The following is a 22,911-nucleotide window of genomic DNA, read 5'->3' as shown; positions in this document are numbered from 1 at the left end:
GCCCGGGCGCGGGGGGAGGCTCGGCATCGTGGCAGCGACCTCGTACCGCCGCCGTACCCCCGGAGGACCCCATGCTCGGCACCGACTTCACCACCGGATCACCCAACTGGCTCGACCTCGGCAGCCCCGACACCGAGGCGGCCGCCGAGTTCTACAGCGCCGTCCTCGGCTGGGAGTTCGTCTCCGCCGGGCCCGAGGCGGGCGGGTACGGGTTCTTCCAGGTGGACGGCAAGACCGTCGCCGCGCTCGGACCGCTCACCGAGGACGGGGCCACGTCCGCCTGGATGCAGCACTTCATGAGCCCCGACGTCCAGGCCACGGCGGCGGCCGTCACCGCCGGGGGCGGCACGGTCCGGACGGAGCCCATGGACGTCATGGGAGAGGGTTGGCTCGCCCAGTTCACCGACCCGCAGGGCGCCGAGTTCGCCTGCTGGCAGCCGGGTAGGACCGCCGGACTCCAGCTGACCTCCGCCGACAACACGCTGGTGTGGACCGAGCTCCACGTCGCCGACCCCGTCGCCGCCATCGCCTTCTACGCCGGGCTGTTCGGCTGGCGCAGCGCCGAGATGCCCGCGCCCGGAATGACGTACCGGGTGGTGAGCACCGCCGACGGGGACCAGCAGGACGCCTCCTTCGGCGGGGTCGCCCCCTTCATGGGCGTCGGCGAGGCCGAGGAGGCGCGCTGGGTCCCCTACTTCGCCTCGGCGGACGTCGACGCCACCGTCGCGGCGGCCAAGGCGAACGGCGGCTCGGTCCTCATGCCGGCCACCGACCTCCCCGAGGTCGGCCGCATCGCGTGGCTGGCCGACCCGGCCGGCGCGGTGTTCGCGCTGCTCAAGCCCGACCCGCGGATGTAGTCAGCGGCCGAGGTACTTGGGCGTGCGACGCTCCACGTAGCTCGCCACGCCCTCGTTCGCGTCGTCGGTGGTCATGTTGATCTCCTGAGCGGTGGCCTCCGCGGCGAGCGCGGCCGCCCGGTCACCGTCCAGGGAGGCATTGACCAACTGCTTGGTCATGGCCAGTGCCCGCGTGGGCCCCTGGGCCAGCCGCTCGGCCCACTCCCGGGCCGTCGCCTCCAGCTCCTCGGCCGGCACCACCCGGTTGACCAGGCCCAGGCGCTCGGCCTCGACGGCCGGGACGGCGTCGCCGAAGAACATCAGCTCCTTGGCCTTCTGCGGCCCGACGAGCCGGGGCAGCAGATACGCGCCCCCGCCGTCGGGAACCAGGCCGCGCCGGACGAACACCTCGATGAAACGGGCCGCTTCGGCGGCGATCACGAGGTCGCAGGCGAGGGCGAGGTGCGCGCCGATACCGGCGGCCGTGCCGTTGACGGCGGCCACGACGGGCTTCTCGCAGTCGAGCACGGCCGTGATCAGGCGCTGCGCGCCGAGGCGGATCATCCGGGCGACATCGCCCGCGACCCGCTCACCCGCGGGGGCGCCCGGGCTTCCCCGCAGGTCCGCGCCGGCGCAGAAGCCCTTGCCGGTGGCGGTGACGACGACGGCCCGCACGGCCGGGTCGGCGGAGGCCTCGGCGAGCAGCGCGATGATGCGCTCGCGCTGGTCCCAGGTGACGGCGTTCATGGCCTCGGGGCGGTTGAGGGTGATCCACGAGACGTTGTTCTCGGTGCGGTGAAGGACTTCGTCCATGCGTGAACTCCCGTTCGGCGGGCGAGGCGCGGGTCCGGGTGGAGCCCGGGAAACGGCGGGTCAGCGACAGATGGCGAGGGCGTCCAGGGCCACCGCCCCCTGGCCGCGCGGGAGCACCATCAGCGGGTTGATGTCCAGCTCGGACAGCTCGTCGCCCAGTTCCAGGGCCATCCGTTGGATGCGGAGCACGACCTCCACCAGGGCGTCCACATCGGCCGGGGGTGCCCCGCGTACGCCTTCCAGCAGCGCGTGCCCGCGCAGCTCCCGCAGCATCGCCCGCGCCTGGTCCTCGCCGAACGGCGGCACGCGGACCGCCGCGTCGTGCAGGACCTCCACCAGGACCCCGCCCAGCCCGACGGTGACGGTGGGGCCGAAGAGGTCGTCCTGGGTCACGCCGACGACCATCTCCACGCCCCGCTCCACCATCTGGCAGACCAGGATCCCGTCGAGCGGCACGTTCTCGTAGCGCGCGATGTCGGTGAGCTCCCGGTACGCGTCGCGGATCTGGCTCGCCGAGGTGAGGCCGATCTTCACGAGGCCGAGCTCCGTCTTGTGGCCCAGCTGCGGGCCCGAGGCCTTCATCACCACCGGGTAGCCGACCAGCCCGGCGGCGCGGACGGCCGCCGCCGCGCTGGTCACGAGCTGCTCGCGGGGGACCCGTATCCCGTAGGCGCGCAGGAGCTGCTTCGCCGCGTGCTCGCTGAGCTGCTGCGACGGCCGCATGAGGGCCTGCGCCTTGCGGTACGAGGGCGAGGGTGTGCGCGGTGCGTCCTCGAAGGGGGAGCGGTAGCCGGTGGTGAAGCGGTGGTGGCCGAGGTAGGCGCGGACGGCGGTGATGCAGTTGCCGAAGGTACGGAAGGTGGCCACGCGGGAGGAGCCGAGGAGGGTGGTGCGGTAGGCGTCCTCGGTGCCGACGGGGGAGCCCCAGATGACGCAGATCAGCTTGTCGCTCTGTTCGGCGGCGTCGACCAGGTCCTGGGCGAGCTTGTCGCTCATGGGCGGGAAGGGGCCGGTGATCGGGCAGATCAGGACGCCCACCTCGGGGTCGGCGAGGATCGCGTCGATGATCTTGCGGCCGCGCCAGTCGCCGACGGGGTGCCCGCCGTTGTCGACGGGGTTGGCGACGTTCAGGTAGTCGGGGATCCACTGGTGGAGCTCGTCCTGCTTGGCCTGCGACAAGGTCGGCAGCGTCAGGCCGGCCTCCGTGGCCAGGTCGGAGAAGTGCGCCCCGGTGCCGCCGGAGATGGAGTAGACGACGACCCCGTCGGCCTGCGGCCTCCGGGCCCGGGCGAGCAGGGCGGCGGTGTCCTGGAGCTCGTCGAGGCCGTCGACGCGGATGACGCCGAACTGGCGCATGGCGGCGTCCACGACGGTGTCGGCGCCGGTCAGCTTCCCGGTGTGGGAGGCGGCCATGCGGGCGCCGGTCTCGGTGCGGCCCACCTTGACGGCGACGACCGGGACGCCGTTGCGTGCGGCCCGGTCGGCGGCGAGCAGGAAGGACCGACCGTCCTTGAGGCCCTCCACGTAGCAGGCGATGGCACCGACCTCGGGCTGCTCGGCGAAGTAGGAGATGAAGTCGGAGGTCTCCAGGTCCGCCTCGTTGCCGGTGGGCGCCCAGTGGGAGAGCCGGATGCCCAGCTCCTGCAGCGTGTAGACGGGTCGGCCCTGGTGGCCGGACTGGGTGATGAGGGCGATCGCCGGGCCGTCGAGGTCCTCGCGGAACTTCTCGAAGGCGTTGAGGTTGGTGTTGGGGCCCAGCAGGCGCAGGCCGGAGCCGCGGACGGCGGCGCCGAGCCGCTCCTGGGCGGCGGCGCCGGCGTCGCCGGTCTCGGCGAAACCGGAGGCGAAGGCGACCGCGAACTTGACCTTGGTCTCCGCCAGTTCCTCGACGACGGGGAGCGGGTCGGCGACGAGGAGGACGGCGAGGTCCACCTGTTCGGGCAGGTCGGCCACGGAGGCGTGGCAGGTCAGGCCGAAGACGGTGGGGCGGGTGGGGTGCACGGGGTGGATCCGGGCACCGACGCGTTCCGCCCAGGCGATGAGCTGGCGCGTGATGCCGGTGTTCGGTCGGCCCTCCGCGTCGGAGGCGCCGATGACGGCCACGGATTCGGGCCGGAAGAACCGGTCCAGGTCGGGCACGTCGGCGTGCAGCGGGCGTCCGCTGACGTCCAGGGGGACCGCGTCGTCGGCGGACGGGGCCGCCGACGAGTGGACGGCGGTCCTGGGAGACTCCCCGCAGGCCTCGACACGTGCGCGGAAGTCGGTGGTGAGGGTGCCGTGAGTAGATCCAAGCATCGTTGCCGCCCACTCCTGCTCGATGAACCTCGATGGAACTCAATAACTGACGTGTAGTCAGATTACTGAACTGACGTGCCGTCAGGAACAGGGCTGCGCAGGAAAGGTGTGGAGGTGGTGTGGTGAAGTGAACGGTGACAGATCCCGCGGGCACCGGTACAGGGCGCGATTCGGCCGACCCGGCGGCGGGCCGGGCGCCCGGCCGACGGCCGGCCGGTTCCGGTCGCCGGCCGTCCGCGACGGCTCAGGCGTGCCAGAGGGCGAACATCCCGGCGAAGAAGAGCACGGTGAACGTCGGAACCCACCACGGCGCGGATCCCGCCTCCCGCGTCGAGCGCGATATACGGGCCAGCAGTCGGGCGTTCAGCAGTCCGGCGGTCAGGCAGTAGAGCACCCACAGCGGCTCGAAGAGCCAGGCCGGCGACTCGAAGTAGAAGGTGTAGCCGAGCAGCCAGGTGTCGACCTGGGTGACGACGAGGAAAAGGTGCACGACGAGGAGCCAGGGCAGGGTCAGCACCACCGCGATGTTGCGGACCAGCCGGCCGTCCTCGCCGAGCCCGACACCGCCGGCCATGGACCACACCGCGCACACCGTGAGCAGCACCAGGTAGCCCCGGGACAGCGGCTCGCTCCACGCGGTCACGGCCGCCTCCCGGATCCGGGCCGAGGCGTTCGAGCCGGGCCGCTTCACGAGGCGCCCGCACCGGACCGCCGGGAGATCGCCTTGGCGATCTTCTCCGCGTCCATCGCCATCTCGCGGAACATGCCGCTGATGGGGTTCGAGAAGCCGGTGAAGTACAGGCCGGGGGCCTGCGCGGGGGAGCGGGCGCCCTGCGTACGCGGGCGGCCGCGCTCGTCGAGCACCCCCAGGTGGCCGACCAACTCCTCCAGGGCCCGGCGGTAGCCGGTCGCCGCGATCACCGTGTCCGGAGCGATCCGCGAGCCGTCCGCGAGCACCACCTCCGCGCCGTCGAAGGCCTCGACGGCCGCCACGGGCTCGACCTTGCCGCCGCGCACCGCGTCGATCAGGCCGACGTCCTGAACCGGTATCGACCCCTGCTTGACCCTGCTGTACAGGCCGGTGGTCGGGCGCGGAAGCCCGTACGCCGACAGGTCCGGTACCGAGGCCTTCGCGACGAGCGCGCCCAGCCGGTCCACGAGCCGCGCGGGCAACCGGCGTACGAGGATCCCACTGCGCTGCGCCGGCCAGCCGGCGGTGGAGCGGCGCATGATGTGCGGCGCGGTGCGCACGGCGAGCCGCACCCGCGCCGCGCCGCCCTCGACGAGGTCCACTGCTATCTCGGCGCCCGTGTTGCCGACGCCGACGACGAGGACGTCCTGGCCGGCGTACGGCTGGGGGTTGCGGTACTCGCGGGCGTGCAGCAGCCGGCCCTCGTACGCGTCCCGGCCCGGCCAGTCGGGAAGCGCGGGCGTGTGGTTGAAGCCGGTCGCGACGACCACGGCCGCTGCCGCCAGCTCGCGGCCGCCACTGGCGTGCAGGACCCAGCCGCCCTCGCCCTCGGGGGCGGCGGGTTCGATCCGGGTCACCTCCACCCCGGTGACCAGCTCCAACTCATGGAACTCGGCGTACTTCTCCAGATAGCGCACGACGTCGTCGCGGGAGACCCAGCGCCCGAAGCGGCGCGGCATGGGCAGACCCGGGAGGGCGGAGAGGCGGCGCGTGGTGTGCAGGCGCAGCCGGTCGTAGTGCCGCCGCCAGGAGGCGCCGACCCCGTCGGACTTCTCGACGACCACCGCGCGGACCCCGCGGGCGCGCAGCGCGGCGGCCGCGGCGAGGCCGCCGGGGCCTGCCCCGATCACGTACACGGGGCGGGGCTGGGTGGTCATGTCGGGTGCTGTGGGGTCTCCGGGCATGAGGTGTGATCGTATCGCCACGCTGGGTTCATGGGTCTCGGTCGGGCGGGGAATCGATTGCGGATCGATCACGGCGCGCGGGCCCCGCGATCGGCGGTCGGCCGGGGCCTTGCGCGATCGCTCCGGATCCGCTGAACTGACGTACCGTCAGAAAGAGTGTGCGCGTCGATCGCGAGAGGGGTGGGGGCCGCCGATGCAGACCATCTGGCTCAGTGGGGCCGAATGGCTCGCCGTGCTCCGGATAGGCCTCGGCCTGTGGTGGCTGGAGAGCTGGCGGCACAAGGACAAGAAGGGCTGGTTCGAGCGCGGCACCGGCATAGCCTGGGCCGCCGACGTCGCCGGCAAACACCGCTGGACCTTCGTCAAGGGCGGCTTCGAGCTGGTCGTCGCACCACGGCCGAAAGCGATGGCGTACATCGTCGTCTACGCGGAACTCGCCCTCGGGCTCGGCCTCGTACTCGGCTTCCTCACCCCGATCGCACTGATCGGCGGACTCCTCCTGAACCTCCTCTACCTGGTCCTGATGATCCACGACTGGGCCGAGCAGGGACAGAACGCGATGATGGCGCTCATCTCCCTCGTCGCACTCCTCGCCATGTCCTGGCAGACCTGGTCCCTCGACGCGGCGATCGGACTCTTCCTGTGAGCGGCACCGCGCGCTACGACCTCCCCGAGGTGGACGAGTTCACCCGCCCCTACTGGGAAGCGGCGGCCGAGGGCCGGCTCCTGCTCCGGCGCTGCGCCGACTGCGGACGGGCCCACCACTACCCCCGCGAGTTCTGCCCGTTCTGCTGGGCGGGCGAGGACCGTGTGACGTGGGAGCCGGCGAGCGGCCGGGCCACCCTCTACACATGGTCGGTGATCCACCGCAACGACCTCCCGCCGTTCGGCACGCGCGTCCCCTACACGGCGGCGGTCGTCGACCTCGCCGAAGGCCCGCGGATGATGACCGAGGTGGTGGACTGCGAGGCGGCCGACCTGAGCATCGGCATGCCACTGACGGTCACCTTCCGCGAGGCCGCGGACGGGGTGCGGGTCGCGGTCTTCCGGCCCGAGCCACCGCGCTGACGATCGGCGATCAGGGCCAGAGCAGCTCACGGTCCCAGGATCCGCCCGCGGTACGGGAGTACCGCAGGCGGACGTGCCGGCGCGCGGCGTCCCCCTGGAAGAACTCCACCTCGACGGGGTCCAGTACGTACCGCGTCCAGGTCGGAGCCGGCGCGTCCGGCTCGGCTCCGGCCCGCTCCCAGGCCGCCGCCGAGACCCGCGCCAGCTCCTCCACGGAAGCGAGCACCTCGCTCTGCCGGCCGGTGAGCGCGGCGGCGAGCGCACCGCGCGAGCGGACCGCCAGGTCCGCCCGGCTCTCCTCGGGCCCACAGGCGGTGACCCGACCCCGGACACGGACCTGACGGCCCACGCTCGGCCAGTAGAACCCGAGCGCCGCCTCCGGCCGCCCGGCCAACTGCACACCCTTGGCACTGGTGGCGTGCGAGGCGAAGTGCCAGCCGCGCGCGTCGACGTCGTGCAGCATCAACGTCCGCACATCGGGCCGCCCCCGCCCGTCCACCGTCGCCAGACTCATGGTGTGCGGCTCCAACTGCCCCGCCCGCGCGGCGTGCACGAACCACTCCCGGAAGAGCGCCACGGGCTCGGCGGGGGCAGCCGCGGTGTCGAAGCCGGGCAAGGGGGAGTCCCATACGCGCAGGGAGTGCAGGGTGGCACGGAACGCGTCGGGGCTGCTCTGGCTGTCTTCGCTGCTCATGAACCCCATGGAACAGCAGGACGGGGGCGAGGGGCCAGGGAATCGGGTGGCGGGCCGGCGGGGCGGGGCGGAGGCTTCGGGGAGCGGGAGCTGCTGGGGCGGTATCGGACAGGTGCGGCGGGGACGATGGGACTGACGGGAAACCCCCATACACATCCCCGATGCCGGTCGAGTGGACCCCGCTCCCCGAAGCCCCCCGTCGCACCAGTCCGGCCCCGGGCGATCGGCTCCCGCGTCCGTCACCCCGTCGCGCCTGCCTGATGCCGGTCGAGTGGCTCCCGCCGCCCTCGCCCCGCCGCACCTGTCCGATACCGCCCCGGCAGCTACCGCTCCCCGAAGCCCCGCCCCACAACCCCGACCCCGCCTCGCCGGCCCGGCCCCCGCCCCGCCCCCCGAGGCCCTCGAAGAAATCCTTCGGCTCACCGATGAGTTCTCGTCCCCGGCGCGGTCATATCTACGAGACCGCACCACACACCCGCACCACACACCCGCACCACCCCCGGAGGGACACGCATCATGGCCGAGACAGTGAAGGGCCCCGCCAGCTACTTCCCCTCGATCGAGAAGAAGTACGGACGTCCGATCGGGGAGTGGCAGGACCTGATTCGGTCCTCGCCGCTGACCAAGCACATGGAGTTGGTCGCGTGGCTCAAGACCGAGCACGGCCTCGGCCACGGTCACGCCAACGCCCTCGTCGCGCACACCCTCGCCGAGGGCGAGTAGCGGCCCCCGCCCCCGGGCGGGGGCCGGTCAGTCCCGGCCCAGCAGGACCGTTCCCGACGAGCAGAACCAGCCGCCCGTGCCCGAGGCCAGGGCGACCTCCGGGAGGCGGCCGCCGGGTTTGGTGACCTGGCCGGCCCCCGCCTCGCCGCGGAGTTGGCGGACCGCTTCGACCAGGAGGAACAGGCCGCGCATGCCGGGGTGGCAGGCCGAGAGGCCGCCTCCGTCGGTGTTGACCGGGAGTTCCCCGTCGCGCAGCAGGCGACCCTTCTCCACGAAGGCCCCGCCCTCGCCCTTCGCGCAGAAGCCGAGGTCCTCCAGGGTCACCAGGGTCATGTAGGTGAAGGCGTCGTAGATCTCCGCGAGGTCCACGTCCGCCGGGGTGAGGCCGGCGCGTTCGAAGGCGATGCGGCCCGAGACGGCGGCCGGGGACACGGTGAAGTCCTCCCACTCCGACATGGTGGTGTGGGAGACGGACGTGCCCGTTCCCAGGATCCAGACGGGAGCCTTGGCGGTGTCCGGTACGTAGTCCTCCGCCGCCAGGAGCACCGCGCAGCCGCCGTCCGAGCGGATGCAGCAGTGCAGTTTGGTGAAGGGGTCGGCGATCATGTCGCCGCCGAGGACGTCCTCGACCGTGATCGGGTCGCGGAACATGGCGTCCGGGTTCGTCGCGGCGTTCGCGCGGGCCTGTACGGCCACGGAGGCGAGCTGCTCCAGTGTCGTCCCGTACTCGTGCATGTGGCGGCGGGCGGCCATGGCGTACTTGGAGATCAGCGTGTGGCCGTACGGGACCTCGAACTGCAGCGGTCCGCGCGCTCCGAAGGAGAGGTTGGACGTGCGGCGCCGCGCCTTGATGTCCGCGCGGGCCGTGGAGCCGTAGACCAGCAGGACGGCGTTGGCGTGCCCGGCGGCGATGGCGTCCGCCGCGTGGGCGGCCATGACCTCCCAGGTGGAGCCGCCGACCGAGGTGGAGTCGACCCAGGTGGGGCGCAGGCCCAGGTACTCGGCCACCTCGACCGGTGCGAGTGTGCCCAGGCCGGCCGAGGCGAAGCCGTCGATGACGGAGCGGTCCAGGCCGGAGTCGGCCAGGGCGCGGCGGGCGGCCTGCGCGTGCAGGGCGTAGGGGGTGGGGCCGTCGACCCGGCCGCAGTCCGAGAGGGCGACGCCGACGACCGCGACCCTCCGGCGGGGCCGGGTCGCCGCTCCGGTCGCCGCTTCGGGCGTGGGTCCGGACAGGGGGCCGGTTGTGGGTCCGGTGGTGGGTCCAGATGTGGGTCCAGGCATGAGGGGACGGTACATCTGACGAAGTGTCAGATGCTAGACCCCGCCCCGCAACCCGCCCTCGCCGCCCCCTGTGCATCTGGCGCCCCCCGCTCTAACATGACGGCCCGTCAGATACCTCCCGGCCACCGCCGGGAGGTGCCCCCGGGAGGAGCCCGACGATGGATGCCGCCTTCACCGCGGAGCAGGACGAGATACGCCGTACCCTGCGCGAGATCCTGGGCAAACGCTGCGGCCCCGACGAGGTCAAGGCCGCCGTCCGCACCGCCGCCGGACACGACCGCGAGCTCTGGCAGCAGCTCGCCCGGCAGCTCGGGCTGCCGGGCATCGCCGTCGCCGAGGAGTACGGCGGTGTCGGCTGCTCGCCCGCCGACCTGGTCCTGGCCTGCGAGGAGACCGGGCGGGCGCTGCTGCCCTCGCCGCTGCTGGCCACCGCCGCCCTGTGCGCGCCCCTGATCACCGCCCTCGGTGGCGACGACCAGCGCTCCGCGCTGCTCCCGCCGCTGGCGACGGGCGGGCTGACCGCCGCCCTCGCCGTCAGTGGCCCGGCGCTGGCCACCGCCCTCGCGCTGACCGGCGAGGACCCCTCCGGGCAGTGGTCCGGTGGCGGCCGCGCGGGCGGCGTCCAGGCCCGGGCCGTCACCGCCGACGATGCCGGGCACGGAGGCGGCTGGCGGTTGTACGGGGAAGCCGCCCAGGTGCTCGACGGGCACAGCGCCGGGCTGCTGCTCGTCGCCGCGCACACCGGCGGCTTCGCGCGCAGCCGCACGCTGCTGTTCCTCGTACGGCAGGACGCGCCCGGGCTCGTACGGTCCCGGCAGGCCGTCCTGGACGAGACCCGCCCGCAGGCCAGGATCGAACTGCGGGACGTCCCGGCCGAGTTGCTCGGCGACGAAGGGGCGGATGTGCTCGGCGCGCTCGCCGCGACCGGGCGTACCGCCGCGGCCGTGCTGGCCGCCGAGGCGGTCGGGGCGGCCGGGCAGGCGTTGGACCGCACGGTGGAGTACGTACGTCAGCGCGAGCAGTTCGGCCGGGCGATCGGCTCCTTCCAGGCGGTCAAGCACCGCCTCGCCGACCTGTATGTGCGGGTGCAGGCGGCCCGCTCGGCGGTCTACTACTCGGCCTGGGACCCGGACCAGGGAGGCCTCGCGCTCGCGCAGGCCCTGGAGACCCTACGGGTGACCGCGGGCGAGGCGATCCAGTTGCACGGCGGGATCGGCTTCACCTGGGAGCACGACGCGCACCTCTACTTCAAGCGGGCGGCGGCCGACGAGTTGCTGTTCGGCCCGGTCCACCGGCTGCGGGCGCACGCCGCCGACCGGGCGGGCCTGTTCGCGGATCCGGCGACGGCTCCGGTCGAGGCCTCGGCGGCATCTTCCGCCACGCCCCCGCCCGCGCCGACGCCCGCCTCCACGGCCCCGCGCACGTCCCCACCCCCGCCCCCGCCCGCACAAGAGAAGGTGGCCGTCTGATGGCTCCCGGCGTCAAGCTGATGCAGAAGGTCTCCTCGACCCTGCTCTTCGCCAAGATCGCACCGCACTTCATCCCCGCCATGGACAAGGCGGTGCACAAGCTGACCCGCGGCAAGGTCATCCTCAGCGCCCAGATGCTGCCGGGCGTGATCCTCACCGCCAAGGGCGCCAAGACCGGTGAGCCGCGCACGACCCCGCTCGCCTGCATGCCGGAGAAGGGCGGGACGACGTGGATCCTGATCGGTTCCAACTTCGGCCGGCCCGGGCACCCGGCATGGACCGGGAACCTGCTCAAGCACCCGGACGCGGACGTGAGTTGGCAAGGCCGGGACATCCCCGTCCGGGCCCGGCTGCTGGCGGGTGAGGAACGCGCGGAGGCGTGGCAGGCGGTGCTGAGGTTCTGGCCGCCGTACGCGACGTACCAGGCGCGCATCGAGCGCGAGATCCGGTTGTTCCGCCTGGAGCGTCGCTGATCGCAGGCGATCGGGCGTGGATCGGGCGTGGGTCGTGCCTGGGATCGGGCGTGGGTCCGTGCCTGGATCCGGCGTGGATCGGGCGTGGTCGGCGGGCCCCTGGAGGGCGTCCGGGGGCCGCCGCTACTTCGTGGGCTTCTTGCCCGTGATGCCGAGGTGGACGAGCAGCGCCAGGTTCGGCTTGAGCTCGGCCTGCTTGACGCCCCAGGTCTGGAAGCCCTTCTGGTGCGAGGCGACCGCGGCCAGCATCGCGACCAGGGAGCCGGCCATCGCCGCGGGGCTGATGTCCTTGTCGACCTTGCCCTTGGCCTGGAGCTCCTTCATCGATTCCGTGAGGGAGTTGGTGACCGAGTTCAGGATCTTCATGCGGATCTTGTAGAAGCGCTTGTCGCCCTCGGCCGCGCCGAGGTCGACGACCCGCAGGATCGCGTCGTTGCGGCGCCAGAACTCCAGGAAACCCTCGACGAGTTCCTCGGCGGCGGCCCAACCTGACTTGCCGACCCAGGTCCGGCCCTCGACGAGCGACGTCAACTGCGCGCCCTCGGTGGCCATTTGTTCGGCGATCTCCAGGACGGCGCCCTCGACGTCCGGGAAGTACTGGTAGAAGGTCGCGGGGGAGGTACCGGCCTTGCGGGCGACGTCGATCACTTTGACGTCGCGGTACGGCGAGGAGCTGAGCATCTCGCTGAGGCAGTCGAGCAGCTTCTGCCGCGTCGCCTGGCCGCGCCGGCCGGCGACACGCCCGTCGACGGTGCGTACTTGTCCTGTCATGCCGTCAGCTTACCGAGGGGTGATCGGCGCGCTATTCGGCCGCCTGCAAATGGGGTTATGGGGTCCCTGGCCTGGGCGGAAGGCGGTCCCGGGTGGCCGTGGGGGCATATTTCGGACGCGCGTCGGGGCCCGCGCGCCCATGCCCGGCCCCGGTCGAGGGCCCGGGCGTGTCGCCCGGTTCCGCAAGGTTTCCCCCGAATAGTCTTATCAACAGGCTGTGGACAAGTTTTCGGGCGGATCATGGCTGAGAGGGTTGGGAGGGTACACACCCCCGCACAACGGAAGGAAACGGGCCCATGGCCGCATTCGTCGAAGGCGCACCCTGCTGGGTGGACGCCTCGCTTCCGGACGTCGAGGCGGGCAAGCGCTTCTACGGTGAGCTCTTCGGGTGGACCTTCGCCGAAGGCGCGGGCGCCGAGTACGGCCACTACACGCAGGCCTACAGCCGCGGCCGCAACGTCGCCGCCCTCGCACCCAAGCCCGACGGCCGCATGCCCACCGTCTGGGGGATCTACCTCTACACCACCGACGCCTACGCCTGTGCCCAACGCATCCGCGCCGCCGGCGGCCAGATGGTGATGGACCCGATGCCGGTCGGCCCGTACGGCACCGCGGCCATGGCCGCCGACCCCGGCGGCGCCGTCTTCGGCCTGTGGCAACCGGGCACCCACCACGGCTTCGACGCCCAGCAGGAGCCGTACACGTACTGCTGGAGCGAGGTCTACACACGGGCCCGCGACGCCGTCGACGCCTTCTACGCCAAGGTCTTCGGCTACGTCCCGCAGGACCAGGACGACGCCGGCGTCGAGTACCGCATCTGGTCCCCGCCCGGGAGCGCGCCCGGCACGGACACCGCCGTCCTCGGCCGCAGCCTGATCACCGAGGCCTTCCCCGAGGCCATGCCCGCGCACTTCCTCGCCTACTTCGCCGTGCCGGACTGCGATCAGTCGGTCATCAGCGTGCAGCGGCTCGGCGGGCGGGTCACCGCCGACCCCTTCGACACCCCCTACGGGCGGATCGCGGTCGTCGCCGACAACCAGGGGGCGGTCTTCGGCCTGCTCTCGGAGCCCCGCACGAAGCCGGAGGCGTGACGGACACCCCGTGACCCGTGACCCGGGCCTGGTGCCGACCGGGCCGCGTGGCCCGGATCGCCCCGGTTCCGGAAAGAACGACGAGCAGATCACACCGCCCTGCTCGACGTGCCGGGGCCGGACCGGGTCCGGGCCTGACAGAATCGGGGTTGCTCGACCCGGGCGGCGCCCGGAGTGAGACGCTGCACGGGGCAGGGCCCCGTGCCGGTGGAAGCGGGCCCGCTGAGTGGCCCGTACGGGGAGGTGTGGAGGCGAGTGGTGGAGCAGCTGACGCAGCACGACCCGAGACGGATCGGCCCCTTCGAGGTGCTGGGACGGCTCGGCGCCGGCGGCATGGGGCTGGTCTATCTCGCGCGGTCCGCGTCCGGACGGCGGGTCGCGATCAAGACGGTGCGCACCGAGCTCGCCGAGGACCAGCTCTTCCGCGTCCGCTTCACGCGCGAGGTGGAGGCGGCCCGCGCCGTGTCGGGCTTCTACACCGCGGCCGTGGTCGACGCCGACCCGCGTGCCGCCGTGCCGTGGCTGGCGACCGCGTACGTCCCGGCGCCCTCCCTGGAGGAGATCGTCAACGAGTGCGGGCCCATGCCCGCCCAGGCCGTACGGTGGCTCGCCGCCGGCATCGCCGAGGCCCTGCAGTCCATCCACGGCGCCGGCCTGGTCCACCGCGACCTGAAGCCGTCCAACGTGCTCGTCGTCGAGGACGGCCCGCGCGTGATCGACTTCGGTATCGCGAGCGGGGTCTCCAACACCCGCCTGACCATGACGAACGTCGCCGTCGGCACCCCGGCCTACATGTCGCCCGAGCAGGCCAAGGACTCGCGCAGCGTCAAGGGCGCGTCCGACGTCTTCTCGCTCGGCTCCACCCTCGTCTTCGCCGCCACCGGGCACCCGCCGTACCACGGGGCGAACCCGGTGGAGACGGTGTTCATGCTGCTGCGCGAGGGGCCCAACCTGGAGGGGCTGCCCGCCGAGCTGCGGCCGCTGATCGACTCCTGCATGCAGATGGACGCCACGCTCCGGCCCACCCCGGCCGACCTGCAGGCGCAGCTCGCCCCGCACCTCTTCGACGGCGGTGACGACAGCGGTACCGCCTCCGCGTGGCTGCCCGCCCGGGCCGTCGCGATGATCGAGGCCCGGCGCGCGGGGCACCGTACGCCGCCCGCGCCCCTTCCCGCGGTGCCGGCGCCCGGACCGGCCTCCGGTGGCCGCGGGGCGGCCTCCGAGGCCGCGACGCACCGGCGGCCGCGCGGCGCCGACTCGTGGGTGGACCCGCGTACCGGTCAGGCCGTCCCGCAGCGCCCGCACCACCCGCCGATGTCCCCGGTGCCCTCGGGCGAGCCGGTGCGCCTCGGCGGTTCGCCGGTGCCGATCGGGCCCGGCCCGCGCGCGAGCGTCGCCGCCCCGGCCGCGCACGCCTCGTCCGCCGCCGCGGACTCGGCGACCGGCTGGATCCGCCCGCCCGGCGGATCGGTGGCCACCTCCTCGGCGGTGCAGCCCGTACCGAGCCCCTCCCCGTCCCCGGACAGCGGCCGCTGGCGGCCGTGGCGCTTCCGCATGTCCAACGAGGTGTGGGGCACCCCGACCGTCGCCGGGAACCTGCTGTACGTGACCTCCTTCGAGGTCCACGCGCTGGACGTGGCGAGCGGCCGCCGCCAGTTCAAGACCCGCGACGTCGCCTGGTCCATGGCGGTCACCGACGGCCGGATCCACGCCTCCGACGGCCCCTCCCTCTTCGCGCTCGACGCCGGCGACGGCTCCGAGCGGTGGCGGCTGTCCACCGACGCCTGGGTGTACGCGCTGCGCGCCGAGCGCGGCACGGTCGTCACCGCCACGCGGGGCGGCGGCGTACAGGGCCGGGAGGCCTCCAACGGCCACAAGCTGTGGGAGCTGACCGGAGCGCAGAGCGACTTCGAGACCCCGGAGGCGGCCCCCGTCCTCCACGACGGCACGGTGTACGTGTGGCAGGACGCCCGACTGCGCGCCCTGGACGCCCGTACCGGCCGCGAGTCCTGGTCCTACCCGATCGGCGACGCGGCCTCCTGCGGGAACGTGCCCGTCCGGGTCACGCCGGCCCCCGACGGCAACGTGTACGTCGCGGCCGGCACCCGGGTCATCTCGGTGGACCGGGCCTCGGGCCGGGTCCGCTGGCACTTCGAGGCCCCCGCGGTCTTCCTGGCGCCCCCGGCGTTCGCGCCGGGCGCGGCGGTCACGGGCGGCGGGGTCTACCTCGTCGACTACCTGGGCACGGTCTACGCCCTCGACGCGGCCACCGGCCAGGACCGCTGGCGGATCGCGACGGAGGGACGCCAGTCCGCGGACCCGGTGGTGGTCGCCAACGGCAACGTCCACCTGGGCGCGGGCAGCGCGCTGTACACGCTCGACGCGGTCACCGGCACCCCGAAGTGGCGGTTCGCGGCGGGCGGCGAGATCACCGGCCTGCCGGCGGTCGCGGACGGCCGGGTGCACTTCGGTTCGGCCGACCACTGCCTGTACACGTTGGACGCGGCGGGCGGCCAACTTCGCTGGAAGCTGGCCACGGGCGGAGAGATCACGGGCGCCCCGGTGGCGGACGCGGGTGTGGTCTACGCATGCAGCAAGGACCGCTGCGTGTACGCCTTGGACGCGGCGAAGGGTACGGGCACCCGTACGAGCGGTTGACCTGCCCGGAGGCGGGGCTGCGGCCCCGCCGGGTAGCGCACCGCACCGGGAGTGACAGGATGGACCCCATGAGCAACGTCTACTTCGACATCACCATCAACGGCGCCCCGGCCGGCCGCATCGTCTTCAACCTCTTCGACGATGTCGTCCCCGAGACCGCGCGCAACTTCCGTGAGCTGTGCACCGGCCAGAACGGCTTCGGTTACGCCGGCTCCGGCTTCCACCGCGTCATCCCCCAGTTCATGCTCCAGGGTGGTGACTTCACCAACCACAACGGCACCGGCGGCAAGAGCATCTACGGCGAGAAGTTCGCCGACGAGAACTTCAAGCTGAAGCACGACCGCCCGTACCTGCTGTCGATGGCGAACGCCGGCCGCAACACCAACGGCTCGCAGTTCTTCATCACCACGGTCGTCACCTCGTGGCTCGACGGCAAGCACGTCGTCTTCGGCGAGGTCGTCTCGGGCCAGGAGCTCGTGGACCAGATCGAGGCCCTGGGCTCCCAGTCCGGCGCCCCCAAGGGCAAGGTCGAGATCTCGGCCTCCGGCGTCGTCGACGCCGCCTGATCCCCACCCGCCTGCACGGCCGGTCGGCCCCGCCCCCTCCTGGGGGCCGGGGCCGCCGCCATGTCCGGAGGCCGTCGGGCGCCCCGTGCCGTTCGGCACGGCGGTCTCACAGATCGTTCGCGGTGCCGTCGATCGCCGGGCCGCAGCCCTCGGGGAGGTGCGCCGCGATCAGGCGGTAGGCCTCCTCCGCCGTCTCTGTCACGCCGAGCAGGGTGCTGTCGGACTGCCTTCGTACGCGGTAGCCACCGGCGGCCTGTGGGAAGGCGGTACCGATGTCCCGGGTCCACGGGTACCGGATGCAACGGCTGAGGTACAGCACACCGTGGCTGACCGCGGGGAACAGCTCCCGCAGTGCCGGATGGCTGTACGCGGCACGAGGCACGGCGGGATCGATCCGGTCCGGACCGTAGTCCAGGAGGGTCTGCCACGAGCGCGCCACGATCGCTGCCGCGGCCGGGGTAACTTCATCGTTCGTCATGCGGTGACATCACTTCTTCTTGTGCAGCGCCGAGAGGTCTGGGTCCCCGTCATGCTCGGTGACGGCGAGCGCGACCTGTGCCGCGGTGAAGCGACCTTTATGTCCCCCTTACGTGGCGCGTTCCGGCTGGTAGCGTGGCCCGCCGTTGTCCACGGGGAGGGGTTCGGGCCATGGTGGCTGGACGTCGTATCAGGTTCACCGCGGTGCTGGTGGGCGTCGTGCTCGCGCTGACCGGGTTCTCGTCGCACGGCGGGAGCAGCGGCAGCGGGAGCAGCGGCAAGAGCAAGAGCAAGAGCGGCAGCGGTGGCGGGTGCTCCAGTTCCAAGAGCAGGAACAAGAGCCACGGCGGCGGCAACAGCACGGCCACGGCCACCGCGGCGCCCTCCGCGAGTGCGAGCGGTGCCCCGGCCACGGCCGTCGTGGTCACCTGCGTCGGTGCCACCCCGCCGGTCACCACGGTCCGGATCACCTCGAACGTGGACCGCAGGGCGACCTTCGCGGTGAACCTGTACCGGGAGGGCGCGAACGGCGCCACCGTCGAGTCGACCGTCGTCAAGGAGACCCTCGGCGCCCGCGAGAGCCGCGTGGTCGGCGTTCCGCTCGCCGAGGTCGCGCGGGCGGGCGAGGTCACCACGTGCCGGCTCGACCGGCCCGTCGAATCGTCCGACAGCGGTACGCCGGGCCCGGCCAGGACCACCACCTCGGGCGGCTCCAGGCCCACGCCCGGGTCCACGTCCACGTCCTCCTCCACCCCGAAGAAGCCCGGCCCGAAGTCCACGCGCAAGCCCTGAGGCCTGCCCTCAGCGCAGCCTGAACTCCGTGCCCGGCCGCCGGGAGCCGAACAGCTCCGCCTGCCGCTCCGGCGCCAGGTTCCCCAGCGCGATCAGCGCCGGGGCCTGGGTGAGGGCCTGCTGGAGCGCGGCCTGCTTCGCCGACCACAGGGCCCGTACGGTGCCCTGCACGGCCTGGGTCGGGAAGCCGGCCAGGGTCTCGGCCGCCCGCAGGGCCGCCGGCAGCAGCGCGTCGGGCGCGGTCAGCTCCGAGACCAGTCCGATCTCGTGGGCCCGGCGCGCGGAGAGCCGTTCGGCCGTGCCCATCAGCGACATCCGGGCCGCTTCACCGAAGGGCATGCGCTGCGCCATGTACACGGCCTCGTAGGCGCTGACCATGCCGTAGGTGGTGTGCGGGTCGAAGAAGGTGGCGGTCTCGGAGGCGATCAGGAACTCCGTCTCGCCCAGCAGGTAGAAGGCGCCGCCGCAGGCCATGCCGTTGACGGCGGCGACGACCGGTTTCCACAGGTCGCCCGACTTGGGGCCGATGGCGATCAGCGGATCGTCGACCGAGTAGGGGGAGGCGGGCTGCGGCACGTCGACGCCGCGGTCGATGCCCGTGCAGAACGCGGCCGCTCCGGCGCCGGTCAGCACGATCGCCCGCACCTCCTCGGCGAACCGGAACTCCCGCCACACCGTGCTCAGTTCGGCGGCGGTCTCCAGGTCGATGGCGTTGTGCCGGTCGACCCGGTCCAGCGTGACGACGGCGACCCCGGTCGCCTTGTCCCGTTCCACCCGCACGGTCATGACTTCTCCAGGACCCAGCGGGGCACGGCCATGCCGCCCGTCTCGGTGAAGACCGCGTGCACCCGGGCGCCGATCCGCAGCCGGGCCGGGTCCACCGAGTCGAGCGGGGCGTCGGCCGAGGTCACCAGGTTCCCGGCGAGCCGGATGTGCGGGGCGTCGGCGAGTTCCACGAGGATCACGTTGTACGGGGCCTGCGCGGCGTAGGCGGGCAGCAGCGGCGGGTGCGGCCGTACGTAGGACCAGATGCGGCCGCGGCCGCTCATGCGGCGCCACTCGCTGTCGAAGGACCGGCAGTGCGGGCAGCAGGGGCGGGGCGGGAAGCGGAGCCGGCCGCAGGCGGCGCAGGCCTGGACGCGGAGCTCACCTTGGGCGGCGTACTCCCAGAAGGGGGCGCCGTCCTCGTCGGGGACGGGCAGGAGCAGTTCGGCCGCGGCCTCGGCGGCGGCTTCGGATGCGGTGGTCATCGGTCAGCTCCTCAGCAGGATCGCGGACGTCGGGACTCCCTCGCCCGCCGTCACCAGGCAGGTCGCGGCGTCCGGTACCTGGGCGGTGGAGACGCCGCGCAGCTGCTTGACGCCCTCGTTGATCAGGTTGAAGCCGTGCACGTACGCCTCGGACAGGCCGCCGCCCCCGGTGTTGATGGGGAGCCGGCCGCCCATCTCCAGGGCGCCGCCCTCGGTGAACGCGGCGCCCTCGCCGCGGCCGCAGAAGCCGTAGCCCTCCAGGGAGAGCGGGATCAGCGGGGTGAAGGCGTCGTAGATCTGGGCGACGTCCACGTCCTGGGGCCCGAAGTCGGCCTGCTTCCACAGGTGGCGGGCGGCGGTCCAGGCGGGGCCGGACAGGGGGTCGTCGTTCCAGTAGTTGACCATGCCGTGGTGCTGGGCGGGCAGGCCCTGGGCGACGGAGTGGACGTAGACGGGTTTCTGCCGGCAGTCGCGGGCGCGCTCGGCGGAGACGATCACGCAGGCCAGTGCCCCGTCGGTCTCCAGGCAGTTGTCGAAGAGGCAGAGCGGGTCGCTGATCATGCGGGAGGTCATGTACATCTCGCGGGTCAGCGGGCGTTCGTACATCATCGCGGCCGGGTTGGCGTTGGCCCGGTTGCGGCAGGCCATGGCGACGTTGAAGAGGTGGTCGCGGGTGGCGCCGTACTCGTGCATGTAGCGGCGGGCGAGCATGCCGATCTCGTCGGCGGGCCGCAGCAGTCCGAAGGGTCTGGTCCACTGGCCGGGGGTGGGCAGCTGGACGGCGGTGTTCTTCCAGGGGCGGGGGCCGGAGCCGCGTTTGCGGGAGCGCCAGGCGACGCCGACGGTGGCCTGGCCGGTGGCGACGGCGGAGGCGAGGTGGCCGACGGTGGCGCAGGAACCGCCGCCGCCGTAGCCGATCTTGGAGAAGAAGGTGACGTCGCCGGCGCCGATGGCCTTGGCGACCTCGACCTCGTCGGTCTCCTCCATCGTGTAGGAGGCGAAGGCGTCGACCTCGCCGGGGTCGATGCCGGCGTCGGCGAGGGCCGCCAGGATGGCTCGGCAGGCCAGTTCCTTCTCGGACTGCGGCAGTCGTTTGGCGAAGTCGGTCTGCCCGATGCCGACTATCGCCGTCGCGTCCTTGAGCGTTGCCGCCATCGCCACCTCCGGGGTGCGCCAGTACTGACAGCCGCGAAGGCTACAGCTAATCTGACGGATAGTCAGCTACTGGGTCTGCGGGAAGGTGGCACGCAATGGGCGACGACGGGCGCGACGACCGGCACGAGGACGTACGCGAGGACCCGCGCGGGGATCTGCGCTGGGGCAGCATCGCGCAGCTCGTGCGGGCGGCAGCGGCACGGTACGCCGACCGCGAGGCCGTCGTCGACGGGCGCACCCGGATCAGTTGGACGCAGCTCGGCGAACGCGTCGAGCGAGCCGCCGCCGCCTGCCTCGCCGCCGGGATCGAACCCGGCGACCGGGTCGCCGTCTGGGCCCCCAACACCCTGGAATGGATCGTCTCCGCCCTCGGCGCCGTCTCGGCCGGCGCGGTGCTCGTCCCCCTCAACACCCGCTTCAAGGGCGCGGAGGCCGCGTACGTCCTGGAACGCAGCCGGGCCCGGCTGCTCTTCGTCACCGGCACCTTCCTCGGCACCTCCTACGTCGCCTCCCTGCGCCGCGCCGCGGCCGAAGGCCCGGGCGGCGGCCCGCTGCCGGGACTGCCGCACCTGGAGCAGGTCGTCGTCCTCGCCGATGACGCCCCCGACTCCTTCCGCACCTGGAAGGACTTCCTGGCGGGCGGGGACGGCGTACCGGCCGCGGCGGTCCGCGAGCGCGCCGAGGCCATCCGCCCCGAGTCCCCCTCCGACATCATCTTCACCTCCGGCACCACCGGCAGCCCCAAGGGTGCGGTCATCACCCACGCCCAGTCCCTGCGCTGCTACGACGTCTGGTGCGAGCTCGCCGGACTGCGCGAGGGCGACCGCTACCTGATCGTGAACCCCTTCTTCCACACCTTCGGCTACAAGGCGGGGATCATCGCCTGCCTGATGCGCGGCGCCACGATGGTCCCGCAGTCCGTCTTCAACGTGGACACCGTCCTCGCGAACGTCGCCGCCGAGCGGATCTCCGTGCTCCCCGGGCCGCCCACCCTCCACCAGTCGCTCCTCGACCACCCCCAGCGCGGCCACCACGACCTCTCCGCCCTGCGCCTGGTCGTCACCGGCGCGGCCGTGGTCCCGCTGCGGCTGGTCGAACGGCTGCGCGGCGAACTGGGCATCGCCACCGTCCTCACGGCGTACGGGCTCTCCGAAGCCAGCGGCATCGTCACCATGTGCCGCCGCGACGACCCCGCGGAGACCGTCTCCGCCACCTCCGGCCGGGCCATCCCGGACACCGAGGTGGTGATCCTGGACGCGGACGGGCACCCCCGGCCGACCGGGCAGCCGGGCGAGATCGCGGTCCGCGGCCACCACGTCATGCAGGGCTACTTCGAGGACCCCGAGGAGACCGCCCGCGCGATCACCCCGGAGGGCTGGCTGCACACCGGCGACGTCGGGTACCTGGACGAGGACGGCAACCTGCGCATCACCGACCGGATCAAGGACATGTTCATCGTCGGCGGGTTCAACGCCTACCCCGCCGAGATCGAGCAACTCCTCGGCCTCCACCCGGACATCGCGGACGTCGCGGTGATCGGCATCCCGGACCCGCGTCTCGGCGAGGTCGGCAAGGCCTACGCGGTCCGCCGCCCCGGCTCCACCCTCACCGCGGACGATCTGATCGCCTGGTCCCGCCGCGAGATGGCCAACTACAAGGTGCCGCGCGCGGTGGAGTTCGTGACGGAACTCCCCCGCAACGCGAGCGGCAAGATCCTCAAGCGCGAACTGCGCGTCCGCTGAGATACGGGCGCCCGCCGGACCGGTGCCACCGGCACCGGCTCAGCGGGCGTACGAGCCGATGCCGACCAGGCAGTACACGTACTGGTTGAGGACGAGGGAGCCGCGCATGTAGCGGTAGGAGAAGGCGTACTGGGTCTTGGGGTTGTCGTTGCAGCTGTCCATGTCGGAGGTGCCGGGAATGCTCTCGATCACCCGGTAGTGCGCGTCGGACGCCGAGCAGGGCACCTCCGAGACACCGCTGACGCTGCGCGGCGTCGTCGAGTCCGGCAGCTGCCCGTTCAGGCAGGTGCCCCGGTCGAACGGGCTGGGCTCGGGGCTCGCCTCGGGGCTGTACGGGGCGGTGGCGGCGTCGGGGGTCGACGACCCGGCCGCGGGGGAGTCGTCGGGGGAGTAGGAGGGCGAGGGCGAGGGCGTCCAGGAGGGGGTCCAGGAGGGCGACCAGGTGGGCGTGGCCTCGGCGGAGGTCCTGCCGTCGGCCCGGTCGTCGCCGTCGCTCAGCAGGAAGAAGCCGAGGGCCAGTGCCGCGATCACGGCGAGGGCCACCAGGCCGCCGCGCCCGCCGCCTGCCGGCGCGGGCCGCGTGGGCGGCGTCGCACCCGCCCCGGCCGGAAAGGTGGCCGTGGTAGCGGCCGGCGGCGAGATCCCGCCGGCCCCCGCGATCCAGGCCGCACCCGCCCCGGTCACATGGATGCGCAGCAGGACCTCCTCGGTGCCGACGCGGACCCGGACGAGATCGCCGTGCCGGCAGGACGGTATGCGCAGACGGACCGTGCCGGTCGGCAGCTCCACGGGGAGGATCACACCGTAGGTCGCCTGGTGGGGGGTGAGCGTGATGAGCATTTCCTGTGACGACACCGGCTGCTCCATGGAGTGAGGTGGTGC

General features: G+C 72.9%; 23 protein-coding genes. 11 read left to right on the top strand and 12 right to left on the bottom strand.

Annotation, left to right across the window (positions count from 1 at the left end; genetic code table 11):
* Positions 1-71: 71 nt before the first annotated feature.
* The gene (locus tag OG624_RS18275; protein ID WP_033226802.1) at positions 72-857 is read left to right on the top strand and encodes a VOC family protein; all 786 of its coding nucleotides are present in this window, start codon (positions 72-74) and stop codon (positions 855-857) included.
* Here the strand turns inward: OG624_RS18275 and OG624_RS18270 are convergent, their stop codons facing one another.
* The 4 genes from OG624_RS18270 to OG624_RS18255 form a co-directional block, all read right to left on the bottom strand.
* A complete protein-coding gene (locus tag OG624_RS18270; protein ID WP_371587923.1) occupies positions 858-1,649 on the bottom strand; it encodes an enoyl-CoA hydratase/isomerase family protein in 792 nt (263 codons plus the stop codon).
* A gap of 60 nt (positions 1,650-1,709) precedes the next feature.
* Positions 1,710-3,944, bottom strand: a complete 2,235-nt coding sequence (locus tag OG624_RS18265; protein ID WP_161292221.1) for an acetate--CoA ligase family protein — start codon at positions 3,942-3,944, stop codon at positions 1,710-1,712.
* A 244-nt stretch (positions 3,945-4,188) separates the two neighbouring features.
* Entirely contained in the window at positions 4,189-4,587 is a 399-nt protein-coding gene (locus OG624_RS18260) for an SCO4225 family membrane protein (RefSeq protein WP_371587922.1), read from the bottom strand.
* A 44-nt stretch (positions 4,588-4,631) separates the two neighbouring features.
* Entirely contained in the window at positions 4,632-5,819 is a 1,188-nt protein-coding gene (locus OG624_RS18255; RefSeq protein WP_051764011.1) for a flavin-containing monooxygenase, read from the bottom strand.
* 193 nt (positions 5,820-6,012) lie between these two features.
* Here OG624_RS18255 and OG624_RS18250 point away from each other — a divergent pair, with 193 nt between their 5' ends.
* On the top strand, positions 6,013-6,465 hold the full coding sequence (locus OG624_RS18250) for a hypothetical protein (RefSeq protein WP_033226811.1): 453 nt from the start codon (positions 6,013-6,015) through the stop codon (positions 6,463-6,465).
* The gene (locus tag OG624_RS18245; protein WP_371639601.1) at positions 6,462-6,887 is read left to right on the top strand and encodes a Zn-ribbon domain-containing OB-fold protein; all 426 of its coding nucleotides are present in this window, start codon (positions 6,462-6,464) and stop codon (positions 6,885-6,887) included. The genes OG624_RS18250 and OG624_RS18245 overlap by 4 nt, the downstream gene beginning before the upstream one ends.
* Before the next feature lie 10 nt (positions 6,888-6,897).
* On the opposite strand, the gene OG624_RS18240 is transcribed toward OG624_RS18245, so the two are convergent.
* Positions 6,898-7,581: a pyridoxine/pyridoxamine 5'-phosphate oxidase gene (locus tag OG624_RS18240; RefSeq protein ID WP_371639600.1), complete on the bottom strand. Its 684-nt coding sequence runs from the start codon at positions 7,579-7,581 to the stop codon at positions 6,898-6,900.
* A 516-nt stretch (positions 7,582-8,097) separates the two neighbouring features.
* Between OG624_RS18240 and OG624_RS18235 the strand changes: the two genes are divergently transcribed.
* Positions 8,098-8,304: a DUF4287 domain-containing protein gene (locus OG624_RS18235; protein WP_033223737.1), complete on the top strand. Its 207-nt coding sequence runs from the start codon at positions 8,098-8,100 to the stop codon at positions 8,302-8,304.
* 27 nt (positions 8,305-8,331) lie between these two features.
* On the opposite strand, the gene OG624_RS18230 is transcribed toward OG624_RS18235, so the two are convergent.
* The gene (locus OG624_RS18230; RefSeq protein ID WP_371639599.1) at positions 8,332-9,585 is read right to left on the bottom strand and encodes a thiolase C-terminal domain-containing protein; all 1,254 of its coding nucleotides are present in this window, start codon (positions 9,583-9,585) and stop codon (positions 8,332-8,334) included.
* 158 nt (positions 9,586-9,743) lie between these two features.
* On the opposite strand from OG624_RS18230, the gene OG624_RS18225 reads away from it, so the two are divergent.
* Together OG624_RS18225 and OG624_RS18220 are read left to right on the top strand one after the other, a co-directional pair.
* A complete protein-coding gene (locus tag OG624_RS18225) occupies positions 9,744-11,054 on the top strand; it encodes an acyl-CoA dehydrogenase family protein (protein ID WP_371639598.1) in 1,311 nt (436 codons plus the stop codon).
* Complete coding sequence (locus tag OG624_RS18220) at positions 11,054-11,527, top strand: nitroreductase family deazaflavin-dependent oxidoreductase (RefSeq protein WP_352165645.1); 474 nt, start codon at positions 11,054-11,056, stop codon at positions 11,525-11,527. Before OG624_RS18225 ends, OG624_RS18220 begins: the two co-directional genes overlap by 1 nt.
* A 123-nt stretch (positions 11,528-11,650) precedes the next feature.
* On the opposite strand, the gene OG624_RS18215 is transcribed toward OG624_RS18220, so the two are convergent.
* On the bottom strand, positions 11,651-12,298 hold the full coding sequence (locus tag OG624_RS18215) for a TetR family transcriptional regulator (RefSeq protein ID WP_030013555.1): 648 nt from the start codon (positions 12,296-12,298) through the stop codon (positions 11,651-11,653).
* 296 nt (positions 12,299-12,594) lie between these two features.
* On the opposite strand from OG624_RS18215, the gene OG624_RS18210 reads away from it, so the two are divergent.
* From OG624_RS18210 to OG624_RS18200, 3 genes are all read left to right on the top strand, one after another.
* On the top strand, positions 12,595-13,389 hold the full coding sequence (locus tag OG624_RS18210) for a VOC family protein (RefSeq protein WP_033223739.1): 795 nt from the start codon (positions 12,595-12,597) through the stop codon (positions 13,387-13,389).
* Between the two features lie 255 nt (positions 13,390-13,644).
* Complete coding sequence (locus OG624_RS18205; RefSeq protein ID WP_033223740.1) at positions 13,645-16,047, top strand: serine/threonine-protein kinase; 2,403 nt, start codon at positions 13,645-13,647, stop codon at positions 16,045-16,047.
* Between the two features lie 68 nt (positions 16,048-16,115).
* Complete coding sequence (locus OG624_RS18200) at positions 16,116-16,613, top strand: peptidylprolyl isomerase (RefSeq protein WP_033223741.1); 498 nt, start codon at positions 16,116-16,118, stop codon at positions 16,611-16,613.
* 106 nt (positions 16,614-16,719) lie between these two features.
* Here the strand turns inward: OG624_RS18200 and OG624_RS18195 are convergent, their stop codons facing one another.
* Positions 16,720-17,091 (bottom strand): DUF6193 family natural product biosynthesis protein, encoded by a 372-nt coding sequence (locus OG624_RS18195; protein WP_266352196.1) that lies wholly within the window; start codon positions 17,089-17,091, stop codon positions 16,720-16,722.
* A gap of 170 nt (positions 17,092-17,261) precedes the next feature.
* Between OG624_RS18195 and OG624_RS18190 the strand changes: the two genes are divergently transcribed.
* Complete coding sequence (locus OG624_RS18190; RefSeq protein WP_266352195.1) at positions 17,262-17,882, top strand: hypothetical protein; 621 nt, start codon at positions 17,262-17,264, stop codon at positions 17,880-17,882.
* 9 nt (positions 17,883-17,891) lie between these two features.
* On the opposite strand, the gene OG624_RS18185 is transcribed toward OG624_RS18190, so the two are convergent.
* From OG624_RS18185 to OG624_RS18175, 3 genes are read right to left on the bottom strand one after another with little or no spacing between them, the layout of a single operon-like run.
* On the bottom strand, positions 17,892-18,668 hold the full coding sequence (locus tag OG624_RS18185; RefSeq protein ID WP_033223743.1) for an enoyl-CoA hydratase/isomerase family protein: 777 nt from the start codon (positions 18,666-18,668) through the stop codon (positions 17,892-17,894).
* Entirely contained in the window at positions 18,665-19,132 is a 468-nt protein-coding gene (locus OG624_RS18180) for a Zn-ribbon domain-containing OB-fold protein (protein WP_051763547.1), read from the bottom strand. The genes OG624_RS18185 and OG624_RS18180 overlap by 4 nt, the downstream gene beginning before the upstream one ends.
* 3 nt (positions 19,133-19,135) lie before the next feature.
* The gene (locus OG624_RS18175) at positions 19,136-20,287 is read right to left on the bottom strand and encodes a lipid-transfer protein (RefSeq protein ID WP_161293480.1); all 1,152 of its coding nucleotides are present in this window, start codon (positions 20,285-20,287) and stop codon (positions 19,136-19,138) included.
* A gap of 95 nt (positions 20,288-20,382) precedes the next feature.
* On the opposite strand from OG624_RS18175, the gene OG624_RS18170 reads away from it, so the two are divergent.
* Positions 20,383-22,029 (top strand): FadD3 family acyl-CoA ligase, encoded by a 1,647-nt coding sequence (locus tag OG624_RS18170; protein ID WP_161293482.1) that lies wholly within the window; start codon positions 20,383-20,385, stop codon positions 22,027-22,029.
* A gap of 39 nt (positions 22,030-22,068) precedes the next feature.
* On the opposite strand, the gene OG624_RS18165 is transcribed toward OG624_RS18170, so the two are convergent.
* Entirely contained in the window at positions 22,069-22,884 is an 816-nt protein-coding gene (locus tag OG624_RS18165; RefSeq protein WP_371639597.1) for an LppU/SCO3897 family protein, read from the bottom strand.
* Positions 22,885-22,911: the final 27 nt, after the last annotated feature.

Origin of the sequence: Streptomyces virginiae (assembly GCF_041432505.1) — a bacterium.
Lineage (GTDB): Bacteria > Actinomycetota > Actinomycetes > Streptomycetales > Streptomycetaceae > Streptomyces > Streptomyces virginiae_A.
This window is presented reverse-complemented; position numbering and strand designations above follow the sequence as displayed.